Source organism: Streptomyces sp. NPDC048349, from assembly GCF_040651925.1.
Lineage (GTDB): Bacteria > Actinomycetota > Actinomycetes > Streptomycetales > Streptomycetaceae > Streptomyces.
In genome coordinates this window covers 43,559-66,283 of the sequence record NZ_JBEZLA010000043.1, presented here as the reverse complement: position 1 = coordinate 66,283, position 22,725 = coordinate 43,559, and the positions used below count along the sequence as shown (strand labels likewise).

At 73.8% G+C, this 22,725-nt stretch carries 18 protein-coding genes; 8 read left to right on the top strand and 10 right to left on the bottom strand.

Annotation, left to right across the window (positions count from 1 at the left end; genetic code table 11):
- Positions 1–90: 90 nt before the first annotated feature.
- On the bottom strand, positions 91–477 hold the full coding sequence (locus AB0D44_RS23070) for a GntR family transcriptional regulator (RefSeq protein WP_362594123.1): 387 nt from the start codon (positions 475–477) through the stop codon (positions 91–93).
- Between the two features lie 70 nt (positions 478–547).
- Here AB0D44_RS23070 and AB0D44_RS23065 point away from each other — a divergent pair, with 70 nt between their 5' ends.
- The 3 genes from AB0D44_RS23065 (at position 548) to AB0D44_RS23055 (ending at position 3,237) form a co-directional block, all read left to right on the top strand.
- The gene (locus tag AB0D44_RS23065) at positions 548–1,489 is read left to right on the top strand and encodes a GNAT family N-acetyltransferase (RefSeq protein WP_362594120.1); all 942 of its coding nucleotides are present in this window, start codon (positions 548–550) and stop codon (positions 1,487–1,489) included.
- Positions 1,486–1,968 (top strand): DUF402 domain-containing protein, encoded by a 483-nt coding sequence (locus tag AB0D44_RS23060; protein WP_362594117.1) that lies wholly within the window; start codon positions 1,486–1,488, stop codon positions 1,966–1,968. Before AB0D44_RS23065 ends, AB0D44_RS23060 begins: the two co-directional genes overlap by 4 nt.
- Positions 1,969–2,193: 225 nt before the next feature.
- A complete protein-coding gene (locus AB0D44_RS23055) occupies positions 2,194–3,237 on the top strand; it encodes a lytic polysaccharide monooxygenase (protein WP_362594114.1) in 1,044 nt (347 codons plus the stop codon).
- A 63-nt stretch (positions 3,238–3,300) separates the two neighbouring features.
- Here AB0D44_RS23055 and AB0D44_RS23050 read toward each other — a convergent pair whose 3' ends face one another.
- From AB0D44_RS23050 to AB0D44_RS23040, 3 genes are all read right to left on the bottom strand, one after another.
- The gene (locus AB0D44_RS23050; protein WP_362594111.1) at positions 3,301–4,161 is read right to left on the bottom strand and encodes an alpha/beta fold hydrolase; all 861 of its coding nucleotides are present in this window, start codon (positions 4,159–4,161) and stop codon (positions 3,301–3,303) included.
- 163 nt (positions 4,162–4,324) lie between these two features.
- Positions 4,325–5,308 carry a hypothetical protein gene (locus AB0D44_RS23045; protein WP_362594138.1) on the bottom strand — a complete coding sequence of 328 codons (984 nt, stop codon included), beginning with the start codon at positions 5,306–5,308 and terminating at the stop codon, positions 4,325–4,327.
- Between the two features lie 185 nt (positions 5,309–5,493).
- Positions 5,494–9,090, bottom strand: a complete 3,597-nt coding sequence (locus AB0D44_RS23040) for a DNA polymerase III subunit alpha (RefSeq protein WP_362594108.1) — start codon at positions 9,088–9,090, stop codon at positions 5,494–5,496.
- A gap of 157 nt (positions 9,091–9,247) precedes the next feature.
- On the opposite strand from AB0D44_RS23040, the gene AB0D44_RS23035 reads away from it, so the two are divergent.
- On the top strand, positions 9,248–10,366 hold the full coding sequence (locus tag AB0D44_RS23035; RefSeq protein ID WP_362594105.1) for a DUF3533 domain-containing protein: 1,119 nt from the start codon (positions 9,248–9,250) through the stop codon (positions 10,364–10,366).
- Between the two features lie 200 nt (positions 10,367–10,566).
- Here AB0D44_RS23035 and AB0D44_RS23030 read toward each other — a convergent pair whose 3' ends face one another.
- From AB0D44_RS23030 to AB0D44_RS23020, 3 genes are all read right to left on the bottom strand, one after another.
- A complete protein-coding gene (locus AB0D44_RS23030) occupies positions 10,567–11,451 on the bottom strand; it encodes a S1 family peptidase (RefSeq protein ID WP_362594102.1) in 885 nt (294 codons plus the stop codon).
- Between the two features lie 135 nt (positions 11,452–11,586).
- On the bottom strand, positions 11,587–12,399 hold the full coding sequence (locus tag AB0D44_RS23025) for a DUF1684 domain-containing protein (protein ID WP_362594099.1): 813 nt from the start codon (positions 12,397–12,399) through the stop codon (positions 11,587–11,589).
- A 148-nt stretch (positions 12,400–12,547) separates the two neighbouring features.
- Entirely contained in the window at positions 12,548–13,870 is a 1,323-nt protein-coding gene (locus AB0D44_RS23020; RefSeq protein WP_362594135.1) for a DUF5685 family protein, read from the bottom strand.
- 283 nt (positions 13,871–14,153) lie between these two features.
- On the opposite strand from AB0D44_RS23020, the gene sepF reads away from it, so the two are divergent.
- Positions 14,154–14,603, top strand: coding sequence for a cell division protein SepF (sepF, locus tag AB0D44_RS23015; protein ID WP_069919643.1), 450 nt, complete (start codon positions 14,154–14,156; stop codon positions 14,601–14,603).
- Positions 14,604–14,612: 9 nt separating this feature from the next.
- On the opposite strand, the gene AB0D44_RS23010 is transcribed toward sepF, so the two are convergent.
- The gene (locus AB0D44_RS23010) at positions 14,613–15,785 is read right to left on the bottom strand and encodes an acyl-CoA dehydrogenase family protein (RefSeq protein WP_362594096.1); all 1,173 of its coding nucleotides are present in this window, start codon (positions 15,783–15,785) and stop codon (positions 14,613–14,615) included.
- Positions 15,786–15,903: 118 nt separating this feature from the next.
- Positions 15,904–17,613: an MFS transporter gene (locus tag AB0D44_RS23005; protein ID WP_362594093.1), complete on the bottom strand. Its 1,710-nt coding sequence runs from the start codon at positions 17,611–17,613 to the stop codon at positions 15,904–15,906.
- 287 nt (positions 17,614–17,900) lie between these two features.
- Here AB0D44_RS23005 and AB0D44_RS23000 point away from each other — a divergent pair, with 287 nt between their 5' ends.
- Positions 17,901–19,031 (top strand): glycosyltransferase family 39 protein, encoded by a 1,131-nt coding sequence (locus tag AB0D44_RS23000; RefSeq protein WP_362594090.1) that lies wholly within the window; start codon positions 17,901–17,903, stop codon positions 19,029–19,031.
- Between the two features lie 226 nt (positions 19,032–19,257).
- Positions 19,258–20,319 carry a phosphatase PAP2 family protein gene (locus AB0D44_RS22995; RefSeq protein ID WP_362594087.1) on the top strand — a complete coding sequence of 354 codons (1,062 nt, stop codon included), beginning with the start codon at positions 19,258–19,260 and terminating at the stop codon, positions 20,317–20,319.
- A gap of 487 nt (positions 20,320–20,806) precedes the next feature.
- On the opposite strand, the gene AB0D44_RS22990 is transcribed toward AB0D44_RS22995, so the two are convergent.
- Positions 20,807–21,532 carry a transglycosylase family protein gene (locus tag AB0D44_RS22990; protein ID WP_362594084.1) on the bottom strand — a complete coding sequence of 242 codons (726 nt, stop codon included), beginning with the start codon at positions 21,530–21,532 and terminating at the stop codon, positions 20,807–20,809.
- 295 nt (positions 21,533–21,827) lie between these two features.
- Here AB0D44_RS22990 and AB0D44_RS22985 point away from each other — a divergent pair, with 295 nt between their 5' ends.
- Positions 21,828–22,640, top strand: a complete 813-nt coding sequence (locus AB0D44_RS22985; RefSeq protein ID WP_362594081.1) for a hypothetical protein — start codon at positions 21,828–21,830, stop codon at positions 22,638–22,640.
- Positions 22,641–22,725: the final 85 nt, after the last annotated feature.

The following is a 22,725-nucleotide window of genomic DNA, read 5'->3' as shown; positions in this document are numbered from 1 at the left end:
AAGTACGTCCAGTACGGGGGCATCCGGCCGGCACGCCGAGAGCACGCACCGGACACCGCTCCTTCACCACGGACCTCCGTCAGACACCCCCTAGTCGGCGGCGTAGCGGGCGCGCAGGGCTTCGGCCGCGGCCGACAGGGCGTCGGCCTCGGTCAGGCCCAGCCGGTGCGCCCGGTCCGCGAACGCCTGCGCGGCGGCGGCGGCCTCACGGGACTCGCCCTCCGCCGCGGCAATGAACGTCCCGTTCCGGCCCCGCGTCTCGATCACCCCGTCCGCCTCGAGCGCCCGGTACGCCTTGGCCACGGTATTGGCGGCGAGTCCCAGTTCCTCCGCCAGTCCCCGCACCGTCGGCAGTTTCAGCCCCGCGGGCAGCCGGCCCGACCGGGCACCGTCGGCGATCTGTGCGCGCAGCTGTTCGTACGGCGCGGCCGAGCCGGCAGCCGGGTTGATGGTGATCTTCAGGTTCGTCGAGGTCACGGGCCGATTGTCCACCATCGCCGGGTAATTGGGAGGCGCCGGACGCGCGTGCGCCCGTAGCGTCGGCCCCATGACCGTTCTGATCCGCGACCTGCGCCCGCACGACCCGTCGGACGCGGAGTCCGTCGTACGGGTGCGCCGCTCGGCCCTGCCCTTCCTGATCACCACCGCCGCCGGGGTCGCCTTCGAGGTCGACTCCGCCCACCCCGCGGCGCACTTCCGCCTCCTGGTGGCGCAGACCGAGGACGGCCTGGTCATCGGCACCGCCCAGGTCGGGGTGGCCTACGACAGCCCCGAGCCGGGCCGCTCGTACGTCAACACGTACGTCGACCCCGCGCACCGCGGCCTGGGCGCCGGCAGCCGGCTGCTCCGCACGGCGGAGGCGCACCTCGCCGCCCGGGGCGCGGTGGACACCTACGCCTGGGTCCTCGACGAGCCCGCCCCCCGGGCCTTCGCCGAGCGGCGCGGCTATCGCGCCAGCCGGTCCGCGCACTTCCTGCGCCTGGACCTGGCCGCGGCCGCGCTGCCCCCGCTCCCCCAGGTCCTGCCGACCGGGGTCGAGCTGCGGCCCGCCTCCGCCTTCGCCTCCGACCCGCGGCCGCTGTTCCTGGCCGACGCGGAGACCTCGTCCGACGAACCGGGCGATCTGGCATCGGATTTCGACGACTACGAGGACTGGCTCGCGCACACGTGGAACAGCCCGTCCCTCGACAAGGAGCTGACCACCGTCGTCCTGGTCGACGGCGCTGTGGCCGCCTTCACCGCCGCCCAGACCGACGGCGCCACCCGCTACGCCTCGGCGATGACCGGCACGCTGCGCGCCTTCCGCGGCCGGGGCCTGGCCAAACTCGCCAAGACGGCGTCCTTGCACCGGGCCCGCGCGGCCGGGTACACCGAGGCCTTCACCGGCAACGACGCCGAGAACGGTCCGATGCTCGCCATCAACACGTGGTTCGGGTACGAGATCTGCGCGACCGAGACGCGCTACACGAAACGACTGGAGACACTGTGAGCCGGCAATTGACCGTCGTCCTGGCCAAGGCGGGCCGCGTCAAGATCCGCTACCCGGCGACGCAGGTCGCCGACGACGGCGACCGCATCTCCGTGCGGGCCCCCTGGGCGGCCGAGGGCGTACGGGACTTCGGCTTCGTGCGCTTCGAGCCGGGCGACGTGTTCGTCGAGCACTTCTGGCGGACCCGCTGGTACGCCGTCAAGGAGGTGTGGACCGGCGACGGGGTCCTCAAGGGCTGGTACTGCGACGTCACCCGCCCGGCCGTGCTGCGCGACGGGGAGCTCCTCGTGGAGGACCTGGACCTCGACCTGTGGGTCTCCGCGGACGGGACGCGCGTACTGCGCCTGGACGAGGACGAGTTCGCCCGGAGCGGGCTCGCCACGAGCGACCCGGAGGCCGCCGCGCAGGCCGTCCGCGCCCTCGACACCCTGGACGACCAGGCCAGAACCGCGGCGGGCCTCGCCGCGCTCCTCGCCTGAGGGGGCCCGGGGCGGTGGTTTCTGTAGGCCCCGCTTAGCGCTTCCTTAAGCGGAGCCTAAGGATCACCTTCCGGGGGCCGATCACGGGGAAACGCGGGGTCCGGGCGGCTAGCTTGGCCGGGCCAGGACAGGAAGGGCCGATGTGGCGCCGTCGGGGGGCGGCGCCGCAGGGCCCGATTCGATTCCGCTGGCCCGCCCCTGCCTTGTGCCCGAAGGAGATCCACCATGCCCGTACGCCGCCGTACCGTGACGCTGACCCGCATCGCCTCCGCCGGCCTCGCCCCGCTCGCGGTGGCCGCGTACGCCGCCGTTCCCGCGGCCGCGCACGGCTCGATGACGGACCCGGTCAGCCGGGTGGCGGCGTGCTACGCGGAGGGCCCGGAGTCCCCGAGGACCCCGGCGTGCAAGGCGGCGGTCGCGGCGAGCGGGGCGCAGGCGTTCTACGACTGGAACGCGGTGAACATCGCCAACGCGGCCGGCAACCACCGGGCGCTGATCCCCAACGGGCAGCTCTGCTCGGCGGGCAACGACAAGTACCAGGGCCTGGACCTGGCGCGCGCCGACTGGCCCGCGAGCCGGATGACGGCGGGCCCGCACACCTTCCGCTACAAGGGGACCGCCCCCCACAAGGGTTCCTTCGAGCTGTACGTGACGAAGGACGGGTACGACCCCGCGAAGCCGCTCGCGTGGTCGGACCTGGAGCCGGCGCCGTTCGCGAAGGTCACCGACCCGGGCATGCAGAACGGCGACTACGTGTTCTCCGGGACCGTCCCCCAGAAGTCCGGCCGCCACCTGATCTACAGCATCTGGCAGCGCTCGGACAGCCCCGAGGCCTTCTACACCTGCTCGGACGTGGTCTTCGGGAAGGACAACGGCGGTTCGGGGCCCAAGCCGAGCAGCAAGCCCAGCGCCAAGCCGAGCGGCGGGCCGGGCGAGGCGAAGCCCGGCGACGGCAAGCCGGCCGAGGCGCCCTCCGACGGGCCCTCGGCCCCGACGGACCAGCAGATCGCCGACGGCGCCGGCAAGTCCACCGTGGAGCACAACGGCCACGGCGACAACGACCCGAAGACGAACGGGAACGCGGCCGCGGCGGCGGTCCCGTCGTCGGCCCCGTCCCCGTCCCCGCAGAGGGACAACCTCGCGGAGACGGGCGGCAGCAGCGCCACCCCCGCGATCGCGATCGGTGGCGCCGGTGTCCTGGCCGTCGGCGCGGCCGTGCTGTTCGGGCTCGCCCGCCGCCGTGCGACCGGTGGCACCACCCAGCGGTAGCCGGGTGCGGCCGCGGATCACCGCGGCCGCCTCTGGTTCACCTCCCTGCGGGCCGCGTGCGCCTCAGTCGAAGACCGAGGCGCACGTGGTCCGTTCGGCGTGTGCCGGGTCGAGGGCGTTCAGCGCCTCGTGCCAGGCGATCCGGTCGGTGAGCCCGATGGTGACGTGCTCCGACAGGTCCAGGGGACACAGGTCCTGGAGTACGACGTTCTTGACGTCCGGTCCGTCCAGGAACGCGCTCCGGTACGGCGTGACCACCTCGTCGTACTTGGTGGCGATCACCGTGTACTTCACGCCGGGCACGGTGTCCCCGCCCTGGTTCAGCTTCTGCTGGAAGGCGGATCCGGCGATCTGGTCGGCGAGGCCCGGGGTGGCGGTGCTGATCAGGTCCTCGGCGCCGGGGAAGTACGGGAGGAGCTTGGTGAATCCGAGCAGGGTGGTGCCGTGGTTGTCGGGGGCGAGCCCGACCAGGGCGTTGACCTTCTGCGCGCCGCCGAGGAACTTCAGGTAGTAGCGCGGCATCATGCCGCCCTGGGAGTGCCCGATGATGTCGGTCTTGGCGGAGCCGGTGGCGGCGAGCACCTTGTCGACGAAGACGTCGAGCTGTTCGGCGGACTTGTCGATGGGGCCGAGCCCGTTGAACAGGGGCACGCCGGGCAGTTGCCCGTAGTCGAGGGAGTAGACGCAGTAGCCGCGGTGCACGAGGTACGGCGCGAGGCCGAGCCAGTTGTCCCACGAGTTGCCGAAGGTGCCGTGCACGAGGACGACGGGGCGCGGATGCGCGGCGGACGGTTTGCAGGACCAGTTGTTCCAGCCGCTGCTGGGTGCGGTCGCGGCCTGCGCGGCGCCCGTGGGGGCGACGAGCGCGGCGGCGGTGAGGGTGAGGACGGCCAGCGGGCGGAGCAGGCGTCTCCAGGGCAGCATCGTGTGATCTCCTTGCGGGTGAGTCAAGGGGATGGAGCGTGGGGGTTCGTCCCGTGATCCGGATCACAAGGGGCGCTGCTGCCGCTAAATTACGGGTGAGTAGCAACACAGGGAAGTTACGCGTCGGTAAAAAATGGCGTGTCCTGCGGTTCTCGATGCTCCCTCAGGCCGCGAGCGAGCCACGGGCGATGGCCTGCGGCCCGAACCGGGCGCGGACGCGGTCCGTGACGGCCTCCAGGCGGCGGGCCTTCTCGTCCTCGGGGTCCAGGCTGAGCTGCCGCGCGGCACGTTCGGCCGGGACCAGTCCTTCGGCCCGCAGGGACAGCGCGCGGATCCGGGCCCGCTGCAGGCCGAGGCCCTCGTAGAGGGCGTAGGCCGTGGCGGTCAGGGCGGCGGAGTGCGCGGTGGGTTCGGCCAGGGTGCGGGTCCGGGTGAGCGTGGTGCGGTCGGCGCAGCGGACGGTGAGCGAGAGGGTGCGGCAGACGTGGCCCCGGCCCTGTTCTTGTGTACGGAGCGTACGGAGCTTCGTGCCGAGCTCATCGGCCAGCGAGAGCAGGGCCCGCCGGTGCCGTACGGGATCCAGCTCGTCCCGGTCGAAGGCGCGCTCGGCGGCGAGGGCGCGGGCGGCCGCGCCCGGCCGGACGGGGGTGCGGTCGATCCCGAGGGCGCGCTCCTGGACCTCGCGGCCGAGCCGGGCGCCCAGGATGCGCCGCAGGGCGGCGGGCGGGGCGGCGGCGACCCGGCCCACGGAGTCGAGGCCGTAGGAGCACAGGGTGCGGGCGGCCTTGGGGCCGACCCCGTCGAGGGCGGTGACGGGCTTGCCGGCCAGGAACGCCCGGACGGCGGCGGGCTCGTCGGGGACCACCAGGGTCGCCCCGGGCCGGGCCTCGCGGGCCGCCGCCCGGGCCAGCATGGGGTTGCCGGCCACGCCGACCGTGCAGTCCACGCCGTACAGGGCGAGGGACCGGACCCGGATCACGGCGGCCAGCCGGTCGGCGTCGCAGCCGAAGTACCGCAGCGCGGCCCGCACGTCGGCGAGGGCCCCGTCGGGCGGCAGCGCCTGCACGGCCGGTGTGAGACCGCCGAGCAGCGCGAGCACCCCGGCGTACTGCGGCGCCCCGAGCGGCGACCCGTCGGCGGGATGCATCCGCACACAGGCCACGACGGCGCCGGGAGCCGTGCCGGTTGCCGTGCCCGCGCCCGAGCCCAAGGCCGCAACCGCGCCCGAGCCCGCACCCGCAACCGCGCCGGTTGCCGAGCCCGCAACCGCGCCGGTTGCCGAGCCCGCGCCCGCGCCGGGTGCCGCGCCCGCGCCTACGTCCGCAGCCATGCTCATCCCGCGCTCCCCGGGCTGGAGTGCCAGAGCTTGCGGCCGGTCGCGGGGCCGGTGCCCGGCGGCTGGAGGTCGGCCCACGGGTTCATCTCGTACCCCGTGGTCATGCGGATGCGGCGGCCGGAGCCCGCGGGGGCCGTGGCCGCGTCCTCGGCCGGGCCGCCCCCGGCGCCTGCGCCGTCGGACCCCTTCCGGCTCCCGTCGCCGGACCCGTTCCCCGGCCCGCCGTCGCCGGAGGCCAGCCGGGCCGCGACCGCCTCCAGGCCGCCGGCCGTGCGCAGGTCCACCAGTTCCGCCAGGTTCCACGCCGCCGCCCCGACCACGCTCAGGCTCTGCGGGCCCCGCCGCTGCACGACGCCCCGTACCAGCAGCAGGAAGGAATGGAAGACGGTGTGCGCGCACCGCTCGTGGCTGTCGTCGAAGAAGGCCAGGTCGACCAGGCCCGTCCCGTCGTCCAGCGTCGTGAAGATGACCCGCTTCCCGGACCGGATCGGCGGGGTCTGTGTGGCCGCCTTGGCACCCGCGACCAGGACCGTCTGCCCGTGCCCGGCCTCGCGCAGCCGCCGTGCCGGGATCACCCCCAGCTCGGCCAGGAAGTCGTGGTGGTCCGCCATCAGGTGCCGTGAGGCGTCCATGCCGAGGACGCCCAGCTCGGCGCTGAGCCGTTCCGCCTCGGTCAGGTCGGGCAGGCCGACGGAGGCCGTGGACCGGCCTCCCTCCAGCGGGAGTTGGGGTCCGCGCACCCCGGCCGCCCGCTGCGCTCCGTGCAGTTCCGTCAAGTGCAGCAGCAGGTCGCGCCGGTTGGCGCCGAACGAGTCCAACGCCCCGACCTGGGCCAGCCGTTCGGCCACCGGCCGGCCCGGGTGGGCCCGGTCCCAGAAGTCGCGCAGGGACGCGTACGGCTGCCCGGCCTCGATGCGGCCCGCCTCGGCCTCGCTGATGCCGTGGACGTCGGACAGCCCGAGCCGCAGCCCCCACGCACCGGCCGGATCGGACACCAGTTCGATGCGATGGGCGGCCGCCGACCGGTTCACGTCCAGCGGCAGCACGGGCACGCCCCGCCGCCGCGCGTCCGCCAGCAGCAGCCGCTTCGGGTACATCCCCGGGTCGTGGGTCAGCAGCCCCGCGTAGAAGGCCGCCGGGTGGTGCGCCTTCAGCCACGCCGACTGGTACGTGGGCACCGCGAAGGCCACCGCGTGCGCCTTGCAGAAGCCGTACGAGCCGAAGGCCTCCACGATCTCCCAGGTCCGGGCGATCACCTCGACCGGGTAGCCGCGCTCGCCCGCCTTCGCCGCGAACCAGACCTTGATGCGCCCCTGCGACTGCGGGTCGGACAGCCCGCGCCGCACCCGGTCCGCCTCGTCCCGTCCGCAGCCGGTCATGACGTGCACGATCTCGATGATCTGCTCGTGGAAGACCACCACCCCGTAGGTCTCGCGCAGCGCCTCGGCCAGGTCCGGGTGCGGGAAGCGCACCGGCGCCCGCCCGTGCCGGGCCGCGATGAAGGGCCGCACCATGTCGGCGGCCACCGGCCCGGGCCGGAAGAGGGAGATGTCGACGACCAGGTCGTGGAAGGTCGACGGCTGGAGCCGCCCCACCAGATCGCGCTGGCCCGGCGATTCGATCTGGAAGCAGCCCAGCGTCTCGGCCGAGCGGATCAGCTCGTAGGTGGCCCGGTCCCCCGGCGGCACCTGCGCCGGGTCGTCCAGGTCGAGCTCCTGCCCCGTGCCGCGCTTGATCTCGGCGACCGCATGGGCCATCGCGGACTGCATCCGCACGCCGAGCACGTCGAGCTTGAGCAGCCCGAGCTCCTCCACGTCGTCCTTGTCGAACTGGGACATGGGGAAGCCCTCGCCGCTGGTGGGCACCACCGGCGTGCGGGCGAGCAGGGAGGCGTCGGAGAGCAGCACCCCGCACGGGTGCATGGCGATCCCGCGCGGCAGCGCGTCCAGCGATTCGACGAGCTCCCACAGCCGCCCGTACGACTCCCCGCGCACGTCGCGCAGTTCGGGCAGCTCCTGCAGCGCGGCGCGGGCGTCGCGGGCCCGGATGTGCGGGAAGGACTTGGCCAGCCGGTCGATGACGGCCGGGTCCATGGACAGGGCGGCGCCGACGTCGCGGATGGCGTGCCGGACCCGGTAGGTCTCGGGCATGGAGACGGTGGCGACGCGCTCGGCGCCGAACCGGCCGATGATCCGCCGGTAGACCTCCAGCCGGCGGGCGGACTCCACGTCGATGTCGATGTCGGGCAGGACGCGCCGGCGCTTGGACAGGAAGCGCTCCATCAGCAGGCCGTGCGCGACGGGGTCGGCGTGCGCGATGCCGAGCAGGTGGTTGACGAGGGAGCCGGCGCCGGAGCCCCGGGCGGCCACCCGGATACCCATCTCCCGTACGTCGTCCACTACTTGGGCGACCGTCAGGAAATACGAGGCATAGCCGTGGTAGGCGATGATGTCGAGCTCGTGGTGCATGCGCTCCCAGTACGCGCGGTCGTCCGCGTAGCCGCGCAGCACCATGCCCGCCGAGGCGCGGGAGGCCAGGACCCGCTGGGCGCTGCGGTGGGCCGCACCGACGAGGCGGGCCTCGGGGAAGTGCACCGATCCCATGCCGAGGTCGTCCTCGGGGTCCACCGCGCAGGCCTCGGCCGTGTGCCGGGTCTCCGCGAGGAGGCGCCGCGCGTCGGCGGGGCGCAGGCCGGCGGCCCGGGCGATCCGGTCGGCGGCCTCGGCCATGGCGGCCGGGGCCTTGAGCCAGCGTTCGCCGCTGTCGAGGGGGGCGCGGGAGTCGATGGGGACCAGGCGGCGGGCCGCGTCGAGGATGTCGGCGACGGGGCCCTGGCCGGGGTCCGCGTAGCGGACGGCATTGGTCAGCACGGCCCGGACGCCCTGCTCGGCGGCGAAGCCGACGGTACGGGCGGCCAGCCGGAGCGAGCCGGGCCCGGTGCCGGTGCGGCCGTGGTGGACGGCCTCCAGGCGCAGGGAGTCGCCGAAGACCTCCCGCCAGGGTGCGAGCAGCCGGGCGGCCCGGTCGGGGCGGCCCGCGGCGAGGGCGCGTCCCACCTCGGAGCCGGGGCCGAGCAGGACGAAGACGCCCTCTCCGCGCAGGGCGTTCCAGGGCAGCAGCGGGACCTCGGCGGCTCCCGCGTGGGCGGCGGTGACCATACGGCACAGTTCGGCCCATCCGGCGGCCCCGTCCCGGGCCAGGAAGACCGCACGGGGAGCGGACTCGTCGACGAAGGCGCCGCCCTTGACGGGGTTGCGCCGCCGGTACGAGGCCTCGCCGGACCCCGCCCGGCCTGCGGATCCGGGTCCGCGGGCGCCGGTACGCGCGCCCTCCGCGGCGGGGCCGGCCGAGCCCCCCGGCCCGGCCGGCTCCACCGGGGGCGATACGGCGAGGTCCACCCCGAACAGGGGGCGGATCCCCTCCTTGGCGGAGGCCTTGGCGAAGCGCACCGCGCCCGCGAGGGTGTCGCGGTCGGTCAGGGCGAGGGCGTCCATGCCCCGCTCTGCGGCACGTTCCGCCAGCCGTTCCGGGTGGGAGCCTCCGTAGCGCATGGAGAACCCCGAAACGGTGTGCAGATGCGTAAAACCAGGCACCCGCGGCCTCCTGCTTCCCTCGTGTGAACACCTCCCCCGCTCTCCACCATAGAGCAATTCGAATATCCGTGCGAAACACTTGTTCGATCACCTGAGAAGGTCATCCGTTCGGCCCGCCCCTGCTGCGACGCGTCCGCCGCGCGCCGAGCGTGGGGGCATGACCCAGCCCACCGAGAGCACCGACGCAGGTCCGTCCGGCGGCTTCCTCGCCGAGATCAAGGACGCCGTGACCACCCGGGCAGCGCTGCTGGTCCTGGGGGTGCTGGCCCTCCAGCTCGCCTTCATCACCTCGTACATCGGCGCCTTCCACCACCCCGAGCCGAGCGAGATCCCGATCGCCGTGGCCGCGCCCGCCGCACCGGTGGCCGAGCAGTCCGTACAGCGGCTCGCCGCCCTGCCCGGCAAGCCGCTCGACCCCCGTACGGCCGAGGACGAGGCCGCCGCGATCCGCATGATCGGGAACCGGGAGGTGGACGGCGCGCTGATCGTCGACCCGGGCGGGCGGACCGACAGGCTGCTGGTCGCTTCCGGCGGCGGGGCCTCCCTCTCGCAGGCCCTCGAAGAGATCGTCGGTGCGGTGGAGAGGGCCCAGGGACGGACCGTGCGGGTCACCGACGTGGCCCCGGCCGACCGGGGCGACAGCCGCGGCCTGAGCTCCTTCTACCTGGTCGTCGGCTGGTGCGTGGGCGGCTACCTGTGCGCCGCGATCCTCGCCATCAGCGCCGGCGCCCGGCCCGCGAACTCCGCCCGCGCCGTCATCCGGCTCGGCGCGCTGCTCGTGTACGCGATCGCCGCGGGACTGCTCGGCGCGGTCATCGCCGGCCCGGTCCTGGGCGCGCTGCCCGGCTCGCTGACGGCCCTGTGGGGGCTGGGCACGCTGGTCGTCTTCGCGGTGGGCGCGATCACCCTGGCCTTCCAGGGGCTGGCGGGCGTGGTCGGCATCGGTCTCGCGATCCTGCTGGTCGTGGTGTTCGGCAACCCGAGCGCGGGCGGCGCCTACCCGTACCCTCTGCTGCCGCCGTTCTGGCAGGCCATCGGCCCGGCCCTGCCGCCGGGCGCCGGTACGTACGCCGCGCGCTCCATCGCGTACTTCAAGGGCAACGGCACGACCGGGCCGATGCTGGTGCTGGCTGCCTGGGCGGTGGCCGGCTCGGCGATCACGATCGCCTGCGCGCTCTTCCGCGGGGGCCGGCCGGGGGCCGCGGTGGGCAGCGGCCTCCCCGACGACGCCCCGTCCGTCCCCCGCTTCGCGGACGAGGGAACCGAGGCCCGCTGAACACCGCGGGCCCGGCCCCGGCCCCTCACGCAGCCCCGGCCCTCAGGACGTCGCGGCGCCGGGGAAGGGGCCTCGCCGTCCGGAAGGTGCACTGGTCACATCGCGCCTCTTCCCCGAAGAGCGAGCCCCCGCCCGGACTTCCGGGCGGGGGCTCTCACGGTGGCGCCGCGGGCCGGGCGGGTCTCCTACCGCCGGGAAGGTCAGTACACGCTCACGCCATAGGCGTTGAGGGCCTCGACCACGGGCTGGAAGAAGGTGGTGCCGCCCGAGGAGCAGTTGCCGCTGCCGCCGGAGGTGAGGCCGACCGCGCGGGTGCCCGAGTAGAGCGGACCGCCGCTGTCACCGGGCTCGGCGCAGACGTTGGTCCTGATCATGCCGTAGACGATGTCGCCCCCGCCGTAGTTGACGGTGGCGTTGAGTCCGGTCACCGAACCGCTGTGGGTGCCGGTGGTGGAGCCGCGCCGCTTCACCGACATGCCGACGGTGGCGTTGACGGCACTGGTGATGTCCTGGCTGCCGACGGTGCCCGGCGGGACCGGCGAGTTGCTGGCGTACTTGATCAGGCCGTAGTCGTTGTTCGGGAAGCTGGAGCCGACGGTGGAGCCGACGACGGTGGTGCGGCCGGAGTTGCTCCACCAGGTGCCGGCGCCGTCGGTGCAGTGCCCGGCGGTCAGGGCGTAGTAGTTGCTTCCACTGCGCACGTTGAAGCCGAGCGAGCAGCGCCAGCTCGACGCGTAGATCGCGTCGCCGCCGGAGACCAGCTTGGTGAGCTTGCCCGGAGTGCGCTCGATGCGCAGCGCCCCGGCGTCGGCTCCGGCCTCCCGCTTGATTCTCGCGAGGTCGGCGGCGGAGACGGTGGAGTCGGCGGTGACCACCAGGGTTCCGGTGGCGGGGTCGGTGTGCCAGGCGGTGCCCGCGACGTCGGCGCGCAGGACGGACGCGCCGGCCGAGGCCAGCCTCGCGGCGCTGAATCCGCCGTCCTGTGGGTCCGCGTTCGCCACGGTGGGGGCGGCGAGTGCTGCGATGGCGGCCAGGCCGGTGGCCGCCGCGAGCAGCCTGGTACGGGTGATGCTCTTGATCCTCACTTCTCGTCCTCCGAGAGGGTCGGGGGCCCGGCGGTCGTGGGGGTGCCGGAGCCCGTGAGGCGCAGTCAGGACACGGGAGCGCAGGTTTTTGTGCCGTGCCCCTGACAAGCACTGTCGGGAGTGTGGTGGCGTCGGTTACCGGTCGGCAAGGGCGCCTTTCAGCCGCCGCTCGCCTGCCGCCACTTCGAAGGGCAGCGTGTTGCCGGGCGGCGGGAAGGGGCAGATGAAGTGGTCGGCGAAGGCGCAGGGGGGCAGCAGGGCACGGTTGAGATCGACGGTGATCCGACCGTCTTCGGCCGGGGTACCGGGTTTGAGGAAACGGAAGCGGTAGCTGGTGCGTCCGCCGGTGGCGTCGCCGAAGACGGCCCAGAGGCTGCCGTCCTCCTCGTCGACGGCCACCTGCAGGGTGTGCTCCACGCCCTCGAAGGGGAAGCGCAGCTCCCCGCCGAGGCCGAGCCCGCGCGCCCGCCCGTCCGCGTTCTCCACCTGGACGGTCCGGTCCTCGCCGTACGGACGGAACTGCCCGGGCAGGCTGAACGCGGGATCGTACGGGGAGGCCTCGATGCCGGCGAAGGCCCGGCGGGTCTCGGAGTCCGGGTCGAAGACGCGTACGGCCCACTGCCCTTCCCGCCGGATCACGACGAGCCGGGTCCGGCCGGCGGAGAGCCGCGCGTGCGAGGGCGGGGCCTCGTCGGCGCCGAGCACCACCTCACCGGTGAAGGGCTCGCCGTCGAGCTGAACGGAGTCCTCCGGTGCCGCGGCCAGCACCACCGAGGCCTCGGTGGTGCGCCAGAACCCCGGAACGGCCGGAATTCGACCTTCCGGGTAATCGGCGAGCCAGTGGGTACCGGTCAGCGCGAGGGGCCCGTAGGGAGCGGACACGGTGGCCGCCCGTCGCTCGTGCCATTTCCGCCACTGGGCGGGCGGATCGTCTGCGTCATCGCTCATGCCGCTCAACCCTTCCACACAGGTCCGGCGGGGAACCGCGGGGTACCCCGTCCGGACCTGCGGACGCGTCGGTCAGGGCCGCGGCCTGACAGGGCCTCAGCCAGGAAGAGGCTCAGCCAGGAAGAGGCTCAGTAACCGAAAAAAGGCCTCAGCAGCCGTCGCAGGGACAGCAGCAGCAGTCACCGCAGCCGCAGTCACAGTTGCAGTTGCCGCAGTCGCAGTTGTCGCACCACGGCTGCTTCTTCTCCCGGGACCAGGGCCCCTCGTGTTCGGTGCAGCAGAGCTGGCAGGTGCAGAACAGCCCCAGGGCCACCGCACACCCGGCGAGCAGCCCGCGCCGCGGCTTCTGCGGAGGGCGGCCGCCGCCGCCCCCACCGCCGCCACCCGGCCCCATGGGCGGCGGGGGCGTCCCCGGTCCGCCCGGCGCGGGGGGAGCGCCCGGGGCGTAGGGATTGCCGCCGTAGGGGTTCCCGTTCGCGTACGGACCGCCGTAGGGACCGCCCGCGTACGGACCGTTCGCGTGGGGCGCCGCCGCGTACGGGCCACCCGCGTACGGCCCGCCCGGGTACGGGTTGCCGCCCTGTCCGGTGGACGCGGTCGCCGTGTGCCCGCAGCTGCTGGTCCCGAAGGCGCGGTCGACGGAGGTGCGCAGCTCGTGCACCAGCAGCCGGTGGGCGAGCCCGGCGTCGGCGAACTCGACCTCGCGCAGTGCGAGCCTGATGCCCTGCAGGGCGTCGTCGCACAGCCGCCGGGCCTCGGCCAGGGAGGTCCCGGTGGCGGTCAGCGGGTTCCAGGCACCGGCCGCGGCGTCCGCCGCCTGGTCCTCCACGGCGTCCAGCAGGTGCGCGAGCCGTCCGAAGTAGCGGCCGGCCTCGGCGAGGGCGGGCGCGTTGCCCGGCCGTCCGGCCAACTGCGCGGTGTGCGCGAAGGCGGCCGCCGTGGCGGTCTCCGTCGGCTCGGTCACCACGAGCACCGGCGTGCCGGGACCTGCGAGCGTCTCGATGCCGGCCTGCCGGTCCACGGCGTCCACGAGCACGGCCGTGTCGAAGCCGAGCGAGGCCCCGGTGCGGGCGCCGGCCCGGTCCCAGCCGCGGGCCACCTTGCGGGCGGCGGCGGCTATGGGGGCGCGGGCCAACAGCCCGTCCCGGTCGGCCACGTGGTCCCGCACCTTCGCGGAGGCCAGGACGAGCGAGACGGCGGCGGCGAGCCGCGCACCCTCGCCGTTGGCCACCGGCGCGGTGCGCATCCCCCGCAGCGGACAGGGGCCGGCGGTGCGCCGGGCGCCGGGGGCGGGGCCCGACTGAGCCTCCGTCAGGACGGAGACGAGCAGCCCGTCATAGTTGGTGACGATCCTGGCGAACTGGCCGTGGTCCCCGCGAAGTGCCAGGCACAGCCCACAGAGATGAGCCATCCATTCCGCTTTGAACCGCTCGCCCAGCCTGTGGGTGCAAGGTCTGACGATGCCGAACAACTGCTTCCCCCGTGTGTCGTACGCGTGCCTGCCGGGCATCGTATCGACCCGCGTCCTTCACCCGTACGTCCCCACCGGCCACCCGCATGGGGGCACCGGTCGTATTTTCACTCAGTCAGCAGTGGTAGCTGCCAGCACCCTTGACCGTGCAACGGATGTTCTGCACCAGTACCGTCACGAAACCACTGCGCGGCGGCTATCCACTTGGCGCGTTGTCAGCATCATGGACGACCATAGGGGCAGCGGAGAGAAGACAGACTGACCACGGTGAAAGGAGGCGTCCATGGGTTCGGTGCGCAAGGCGAGTGCCTGGCTGGGTCTCGTGGAGGACAGCGACGACGAGCGTTACTACGACGACGACTACGCGGAGGCGGCCCAGGGTTCGGTGGCCGGTCCCGGCGAGCAGTGGGTCACCGACCCCCGCGTCCGAGTTGCCTCCGAGTCCGCCGTCGAGCAGGGCCGCCGCATCGCGACGGTCACCCCCGACGGGTTCCGTGACGCGCGGGGAATCGGCGAGCTGTTCCGCGAGGGCGTCCCGGTGATCGTGAACCTGTCCTCGATGGACCCGGGCGACGCGAAGCGCGTGGTCGACTTCGCCGCCGGCCTGACCTTCGGGCTGCGCGGCTCGATCGAGCGGGTGGCGACCAGGGTCTTCCTGCTGACCCCGGCCGACACCCAGATCGTGAGCGGCGAGCCCGGCGGCCGCTCGCGCGACTTCTTCAACCAGAGCTAGGCAGGGCCCTCACCGGAAGGCGTCGAGCCCGGTGAGCGCCTTGCCCAGCACCAGTTGGTGCATCTCGACGGTGCCCTCGTAGGTGAGGACCGATTCGAGGTTGGTGGCGTGCCGCATGACGGGGTATTCGAGCGAGATCCCGTTGGCACCGAGGATGGTCCGCGCGGTGCGACAGATCTCGATGGCCTCGCGGACGTTGTTGAGCTTGCCGAAGCTGATCTGCTCCGGCCGCAGGGTGCCCGCGTCCATCCGCCGGCCCAGGTGGTGGGCGAGCAGGATGCCCTTGTGGAGTTCGAGGGCCATGTCCGCGAGTTTGGCCTGGGTGAGCTGGAAGCCGCCGATCGGCTTCCCGAACTGCTCCCGCGTCTTCGCGTAGTCCAGCGCCGCCTCGAAGCTGGCGCGTGCCGCGCCCATGGACCCCCAGATGATCCCGTACCGCGCGTGGCTGAGGCAGCCGAGCGGCCCCTTGAGACCGGTGACGCCCGGCAGGACCGCGTCCGCGGGCAGCCGCACCTCGTCCATGACCAGCTCACTGGTCACCGACGCCCGCAGCGACCACTTGTGCTTGATCTCGGGAGCCGAGAACCCCGGCGTGCCGGTGGGGACGGCGAACCCCCTGATCCCCTCGTCCGTCTGTGCCCACACCACGGCGACCGCGGCGACGGACCCGTTGGTGATCCACATCTTGCGGCCGCTGAGCACCCAGTCCGTGCCGTCGCGCTTGGCGTAGGTGCGCATCGCGGCGGGGTCCGAGCCCACATCGGGCTCGGTCAGACCGAAGCAGCCGATCAGCTCGCCGGCGGCCATGCCGGGCAGCCAGCGCTGCTTCTGCTCCTCGGAGCCGTACTTCCAGATCGCGTACATGGCGAGCGAGCCCTGGACGGAGACCAGCGAGCGGATGCCGGAGTCGGCCGCCTCCAGCTCCAGGCAGGCGAGCCCGTACTGCACGGCGCTGGCCCCCGCGCACCCGTACCCCTCGAGGGACATCCCCAGCGCGCCGATCGATCCGAGCTCGCGGGCCAGCTCGCGGATCCCGGGAAGCTCGCCGCTCTCGTACCAGCCGGCGATGTGGGGCAGCACCCGGTCGGCGGCCCAGGCACGGACGGTGTCGCGGACGGCGAGGTCCTCGGGCCCGAGGAGCTCGTCGATCCCGAGCGGATCAAGGGGCAGGAACGCGGACACGGGGCCTCCCGGCGGCCAGGGGACAGAACCTAGCAGCGCAAGTTTTGCGCCGCGCCGCTGACGCTAACGACCCCCGCCGGGCAAATCCAGCCCCTCTTGCCCCCACACCCCCGGCAGGTCAGCCCGCGCGTTCCGATACGCGGCCCACGGCCGCGTCCGGCTCCGCGGCGGCCGGGGCCGGGATCTTCGCGGTGCGCGGCGCAGCCGGCTCCGCGGCGCTCTGCGCGGGCAGCCGGACCACGTCGCCCCCACCGGCCCCGCCGGCCTCGGCACCACAGTCCATGACGCGCGGCAGCTTCAGCGCCATCACCGCTCCCGCGACCAACAGGCCGGCGCTGACCAGCAGTGTCACGTGCAGCCCTTGCACGAACGAGTTGCGGGCCGCGGCGTGCAGGGCCTCGCCCGCCGGCCCGCCGAGCTGCGCCGCGATCTGGTAGGCCTCGCCCAGCGAGTGCGCGGCGCCGGCCGCGTCCGCGGCCGAGACCCCCGGCACTGCCGCCAGCCCCGGCGCGTACGCGGCGTTCATCACGCTGCCCAGCAGCGCGATGCCCATGCCGGCGCCCAGTTGGTACGAGGTCTCGCCGATCGAGGCCGCGCCGCCCGCGGTGGCCGCCGGAGCCTCGTTCAGCATGGATTCGTACGCCGCGAACAGCGTGGTCTGGAGTCCGAACCCGAGCAGGACGAAGCCGACCGTCAGCAGGACGGGCCGGTCGTGGTGCCCCATGAAGGTGAGCAGGACCACGGCGAACGCGGTGAGCAGGAAGCCCAGCGAGACCATGGTGCGCGGGCCGATCCGGGCCAGCGTGTGGGACCCGGTGGCCCCGGCGGCCATGGCGGCGAAGGTCAGCGGCAGCAGCCGCAGCCCGGTCTCCAGCGGGCTGAGGCGCAGCACCAGCTGGAGGTACTGGACGGCGATCAGCTCCAGCCCGACGAGAGCCAGCATGGCGAGGACGATGCAGCCGACGGACGTGGAGAAGGCGGCGCGGGAGAACATCCGCATGTCGATCAGGGGGTGCGGACGCCGCTTCTGCCGGCGCACGAAGAAGACCAGGAGGGCCACGCCGAGCACCAGCGGCACCAGCGCCCCGGGGTCGAGGAGGTCCCGCTCGGCGCCCAGCCGCTTGACCCCGAGCACCGCACCGAGCACGCCGGCGGCGGCCATCAGCGCGCCGGTCACGTCCCACGGCCCGTCGCAGGAGCCCTTCGACTCGGGCAGCAGCCAGCGCCCCAGCGGCAGGATCAGCGCCATCAGCGGGATGTTGATGAGGAAGACGGAGCCCCACCAGAAGTGCTGGACGAGGAAGCCGCCGAGGACCGGGCCGCTGGCGGCGCCGATCGCCGCGACGGCGGTCCAGATGCCGATGGCGAGGGCCCGCTCGCGCCGGTCGGGGAAGACCTGGCGCAGGATCGACAGGGTGGCGGGCATGATCATCGCGCCGCCGATGCCGAGCAGGGCGCGGGCGGCGATGAGGACCTGCGCGTTGTCGGCGAGGGCCGCCATGGCCGAGGCCGCGCCGAAGAGCCCGTAGCCGAGGAGGAGGATGCGACGGCGGCCGACGCGGTCGCCGAGCGTGCCGAAGAGGATCAGCAGCGCGGCGCAGACCAGCGGGTAGGCGTCGACGATCCACAGGAGCTCGATGGAGCCGGGCCTCAGGTCCTCGGTGAGGGAGGGGACGGCGACGTGCAGGATGGTCGCGTCGAGGGCGACGAGGACCAGGCTGACGCACAGCACGGCCAGGACGACCCAGCGATTGGCCCCGCCGGAGGCCGCGCAGAGCCGCTGCCAGGGGCCAGTGGTCCGGACTCCGGCCGCGTTCGTCCCCGACATGCATGTACCTCCCAGGTGATCCCTCGCGCTCGGCGGGCCAGCGTCTGGCGGAGCCACGGGGCGCGGTGCGCTGTGCGGCGTCCAACGGGGTCCGGCATCGACACGCGAGTGAACGATCAGCGTACGCGAGTTCGCCTGCCCCACACGTGGTCAAGCTCTCATCCCGACGTCGGCCGCGCTGTGGTGTGCGCCACTCCCCCGCCCTGCCCCTTCCCCCGCGTACACGCCCGCTCACGGGCCGTGGTTCTCGGGCCGGGCCCCGGTGCGCGCCACCGATAATCATGCCCGTGAAAGATCTTGGATTGCGCCGGGCCGCGCCCGCGCTCGCCGTCGCCGCGCCGGCGCTGGCCGTGTTCGCGGCGGTCCGCCTGCTCGGCCTCGCCGTGCTCGCCGGGTGGTGCGCCGGGGCCGGCAGCAGCCCGCACACGCTGCTGTCGGCGCGCTGGGACTCGCTCTGGTACGCCCGCATCGCCGCGGAGGGCTACGGGTACGAGGTGGTCCTCCCGAACGGGGACGTCCACTCGAACCTGGCGTTCTTCCCGCTGCTGCCCTGGCTGGAGCGGCTGGTGGCGGCGGCGAGCGGCCTCTCGTACGGCTCCGCGGGCCTGGTGGTCTCCGCGCTGGCGGGGCTCGCCGCGGCCTGGGGGATCTTCGCCGTGGCGGACCTGCTGCACGGCCGGCGGGCCGGGGTGCTCGCCGTCGCCGTCTGGGCCGCGCTGCCCGTGGGGATCGTGCAGTCCATGGCGTACAGCGAGTCGCTGTTCACCGCGCTGGCCGCCTGGGCGCTGTACGGGGCCCTGCGCGGCCAGTGGCTCACGGCCGGCCTCCTCGCGGCGGGGGCGGGGCTGACCCGCCCGGTCGGCGCCGCGGTCGTCGCGGCGGTGTGGGTCGCCGCCCTCCTGGCCCGGCGCGATGGCGAGCGGTCCTGGCGGATGGCGGCCGGGGTGCTGCTGGCTCCGCTGGGGGCGGGCGCGTACGTGCTGTGGGTCGGCGCGCGCACGGGCGGCGGGCTGCTCGGGTACCTGGACGTGCAGGGCGGCTGGGGCAACGGCTTCGACGGCGGCTGGGCGTTCGCCCGGTTCGTCGGGGCGAAGCTCGCCTCGCCCGCCTTCGCCGCCGGGCTCGGGCTGATCGCGGGAGTGGCGCTGGTGCTCTGGCTGTACGGGCGCTGCGTACGGCAGCGCCAGCCGCTGCCGCTGCTCGTGTACGGGGGCATCGTGGTGGCGCTCGCGCTGTGCGCGTCCGGGTACTTCGGTTCCAAGCCCCGGCTGCTGCTGCCCGCCTTCCCGTTGGTGCTGCCGGTGGCGGTGGCGCTGGCCCGGTGGCGGACCCGGCGGGCGGCGCTGGTGCTGGGCGCGGCGGCCGTGCTCGGGGCGGTCTACGGGGCGTTCTGGCTGAACGGCACGGGCCCTCCGTAACGGAACGGATCATTCCGATCCATCATTCGGCAAAAGAAACGCGTCGCGGCAATAAAGCCCGGGTAAGCATGCGCAACAATTGCCAGGGCGGTGGATCAAGAACATTCCAACCATTGCCGAAATGCTGGGAATTAAGCCCCGCATGAGACCAACTCCACATCACATGGTCATCACAAAGCCCGCGATTCGCCCGGGGTGACCATCGGCGCGCGGTAACGTCGATTGAGTGCGTACCGATCAAATCCTGACCCGTCTGGAGCGGGTGTTCGCCCGCCTGGACCGGGAACCAGAGCGACCGGCTCATCTGCAAACCCCGCAGATGAGCCGGCACCGCGTCGTGCTCCTCGGATCGACCCTCGCCTTCTATCTCGCGATCGTGGTCGCCGTATTGACCACGTCCTGGCTCGTCCGCCTGGACTGGCAGGTCATGTTCTTCCGGCCCTACGAGCAGTGGCCGCAGCTGCACGCCTTCCTCGACTACCTCGTCGTACTCGGCCAGCGCGGACCCACCGCGGTCATGGTCGCCGCATGGCTCGGCTGGCGCTCCTGGCGCCAGCACACCCTGCGCCCCCTGATCACCCTCGGCGTGGCGCTGCTCCTGCTCAACGTCACGGTCGGGTCCGTCAAGCTCGGCCTCGGCCGGCTCGGCCCGCACTACGCCACGGAGATCGGTTCGGCCGAACTCTTCGCCGGGGGCGATATATTCCCTTCCGGCCACACCGCCAACGCCGTCGTGACCTGGGGGATCCTCGCCTACCTGGCGTCCACCGTGGTCACCCGGCGGGTGCTGTCCGTGGTGTCCGCGGTCGTCTCGCTGAGCGTCGGAGCCACCACCGTCTACCTCGGTACGCACTGGGTCAGCGACGTGCTGCTCGGCTGGTCCGCGGGACTGCTGATCCTGCTGGCCCTGCCCTGGTTCGAGCCGCTCATCGCCCGGGCCGAGGCCTACGTCTTCGACCTGCGCGAGCTGCTGCGCCGCCGCGCCGAGACCGGCCGGATGCCCGCGCCCGTCGTGTCCGCACTCACCCCGCTGCTGTCCGCGGGCGGCAAGTGGCGGCTCCAGCCCGCCGCCGCCGCGGCCGGCGGGGAGTCCGCGGCGACGGCCCCCGCTCACCCCGCCCCGGCCGCGCACACCCCGGCGCCCCGGCCGGCGCCCCTGCTCACCGCCCGGCCGCACCTGATCCGCTCCGAGCGCACCCCGGCCACCCCGGCCGGGAGCCGGCGGCCGGCCCACGGCGAGCGGGCCGCCGCCCGGAGCACCGCGGCCCGCCCGGTCGCCGGGGGCTGAGGCATCCCGCGGGGACGGTACGCACCGCCTCCCCCGCGGCACGAAAGGCGGGCCGGGTCACCGACCCGGCCCGCCTTCGCCGTTCGCCCCGCCGCCCGGCATCGCCGTCTTCGCCGTCCGACTTCGCCGTCCGTCAGCGCCACGCCGACACGTTCGTCCGTCCCGGGTCACGCTTGTGTCACAGAATATCGACAACAGCCAATTGTTTTCCGGACCGCGACACGCCCGCCGTTCACGCGCTTTGGAATTTCCTCCGAAGGCCCCTGCCGAACCTCTGGAATTCCGGTAGGAGATTGCCACGGGACCGCTGGACCAGACCAGATGAATCCCCCTCAGGTCCGCCACATTTCCTTCACTTCGGCGGTTTCGCGGACCGCCCCGACAGATCTCGCGCGGCCCTGATCCGCTCGCTCCGTCGGCGCCCACGGCTCGACCACTTCGAACTCACAGCCGGGCAGCACGAGGTGAATCACTCGTACGGGGTGGCTCAAGGCCGGTGCGGGAGCGGCGGTGCGTGCCCGCCGGAGGCCGCCGGGCCGGCCGGGCCGGCCGGCACCACCGCCTCCACCGGGGCCGGCCGGTCCGGCGGACGGGCCGGGGTCCGCTCCGGAATGACCAGCAGCGTGCCCACCACGAGGGCCCCGGGCCGCGCCCCGACCACCTCGCGGTTCGCCCCGTACACCACCTGCCACCCGCCCGGCACCCGGTGCCTGCGCGCGATCGACGCCAGCGTGTCCCCGCTCCTCACCACGTGCATCCGCCCGGCCAGCCCGTACCGCTTCGAGCACGTCGGCCAGGCGTCCCAGCCCTGCGCGCCGAGCACGTCCTCCGCCACCCGGATCTGCTGGACCCGGCTGGCCAGGTCGGCGCGCGGCGCGAAGACCAGCCCCCCGTACTCTTGCCACGTCGGCTGCCGGAACTGCAGCCCGCCGTAGAAGCCGTTGCCGGTGTTGACGGCCCAGCGCCCGCCGCTCTCGCAGTCGGCGACGCAGTCCCAGGGCCACTGCCCGCCCGGCCCGCAGTCCCCCGGCCCGGTCCCGATCATCCCCGGCGAGCCGGGGTGCGCCGCCCCCGCCGGCCCGGGTGCGGGCGGCGGCGGGGCGAGGGCCGCCGCCGCACCGGCAGGGAGTACGAGAGCCAGCGCGGCGGCGACGGCAACGGCGCCGGGACGGACCCTGGCCCGCCGGCGGCGCCGGATCCGGAGGTGGGGCATCGCGTCACGCTACGCAGCGTCCACCGCGCTCCCCGCCCGGCGCGCCGTGCGCCCGCGCAGCCCACCCGGTCGGCCGACCGGCCGTCCCTCCTCGAAACGGCCAATCACGACCATCAACTGCGCACAATCAGAAATCAGTTGACACGAAACGAAGCCCGGGCCGGGCGGTTCACTCGTTCGGGGGCCCGGTTCGATTCCGTTCCCTCCAATGGCGTGACCCCGGCCGCCGCTCCCCCGTTGAGCCCGGCGAGCCGGGAACCGCCCGGCCCCTGCACCTATGCCGAGGAGCCACCCCGTGCCGCGCATGCTCGACGTCAGTGATGAGGTACGTGCCGAGATCGGTGACGAAGAAGCCGACAGGCTGCTCGTCGGCGAGGACGCGCCGCGCAGTTACGACTGCACCTCCTGCCGTACCCCGGGCGACCCCGAGAACGACCGCACCAGCACGGTGCTGTTCGTCGGCGAGGAGACCGCCGTCCTCGCCTTCGCCCACGCCACCTGCATCCCCTCGCAGGTGGTGACCGTGTCCGAGGAGCAGCTCCAGGGCGCCGTCGCCAGCATCACCGGGGACAGCCCGGCTTCGCCCGCCCCCGCCGCCGGCGAGGCCCCGCAGAACGTGCCCGGCGGCCAGGCCGTCCTCGGCATCACCAGCGGCCTGGTCCTGATCGGCGGGGAGCTGCACCCCGCCCTGGTCGTCGAGCCGACCGCGCCGATCGCGCGCCCCGGCAGCGACGGCCCCGGCGACGACTTCCTCCCGCTGCTCATCGAGCAGGGCTTCATCCCGGTCACGGACACCGCCCAGCTCCCCACCGCGCTGAACGGCTGGTCGGTCCTGCTGGCCGGCGGCCAGCTGCACGCCGTGCTGCAGCCGGGCGCCGACGGCGGCCGCCCGGTCGCCTGGTGGCAGGCCCACCAGGCGCTGTCGGTCACCGACGGCTGGCGCAACGCCGTCAACAAGACCCAGCGCGTGCTCATTTACGCCGCCCCGGTCGGGTCCATCGGCCAGCAGCCCCGGGAGGACCTGCTGCGCGACGCCCTGGACAAGGCCGCTGCCGCGGGCAAGCTCGTGGCCGCCTCCATGCCCCTGGCCGGCACGCCGGGCGCCTGATCCACCGCACCACAGCCAACAGGCGAGGGCCGCCCGGGGGGTCCCCCGCGGGGCTCCGCGGGTTACGCCCCGCACCCCCCCACCC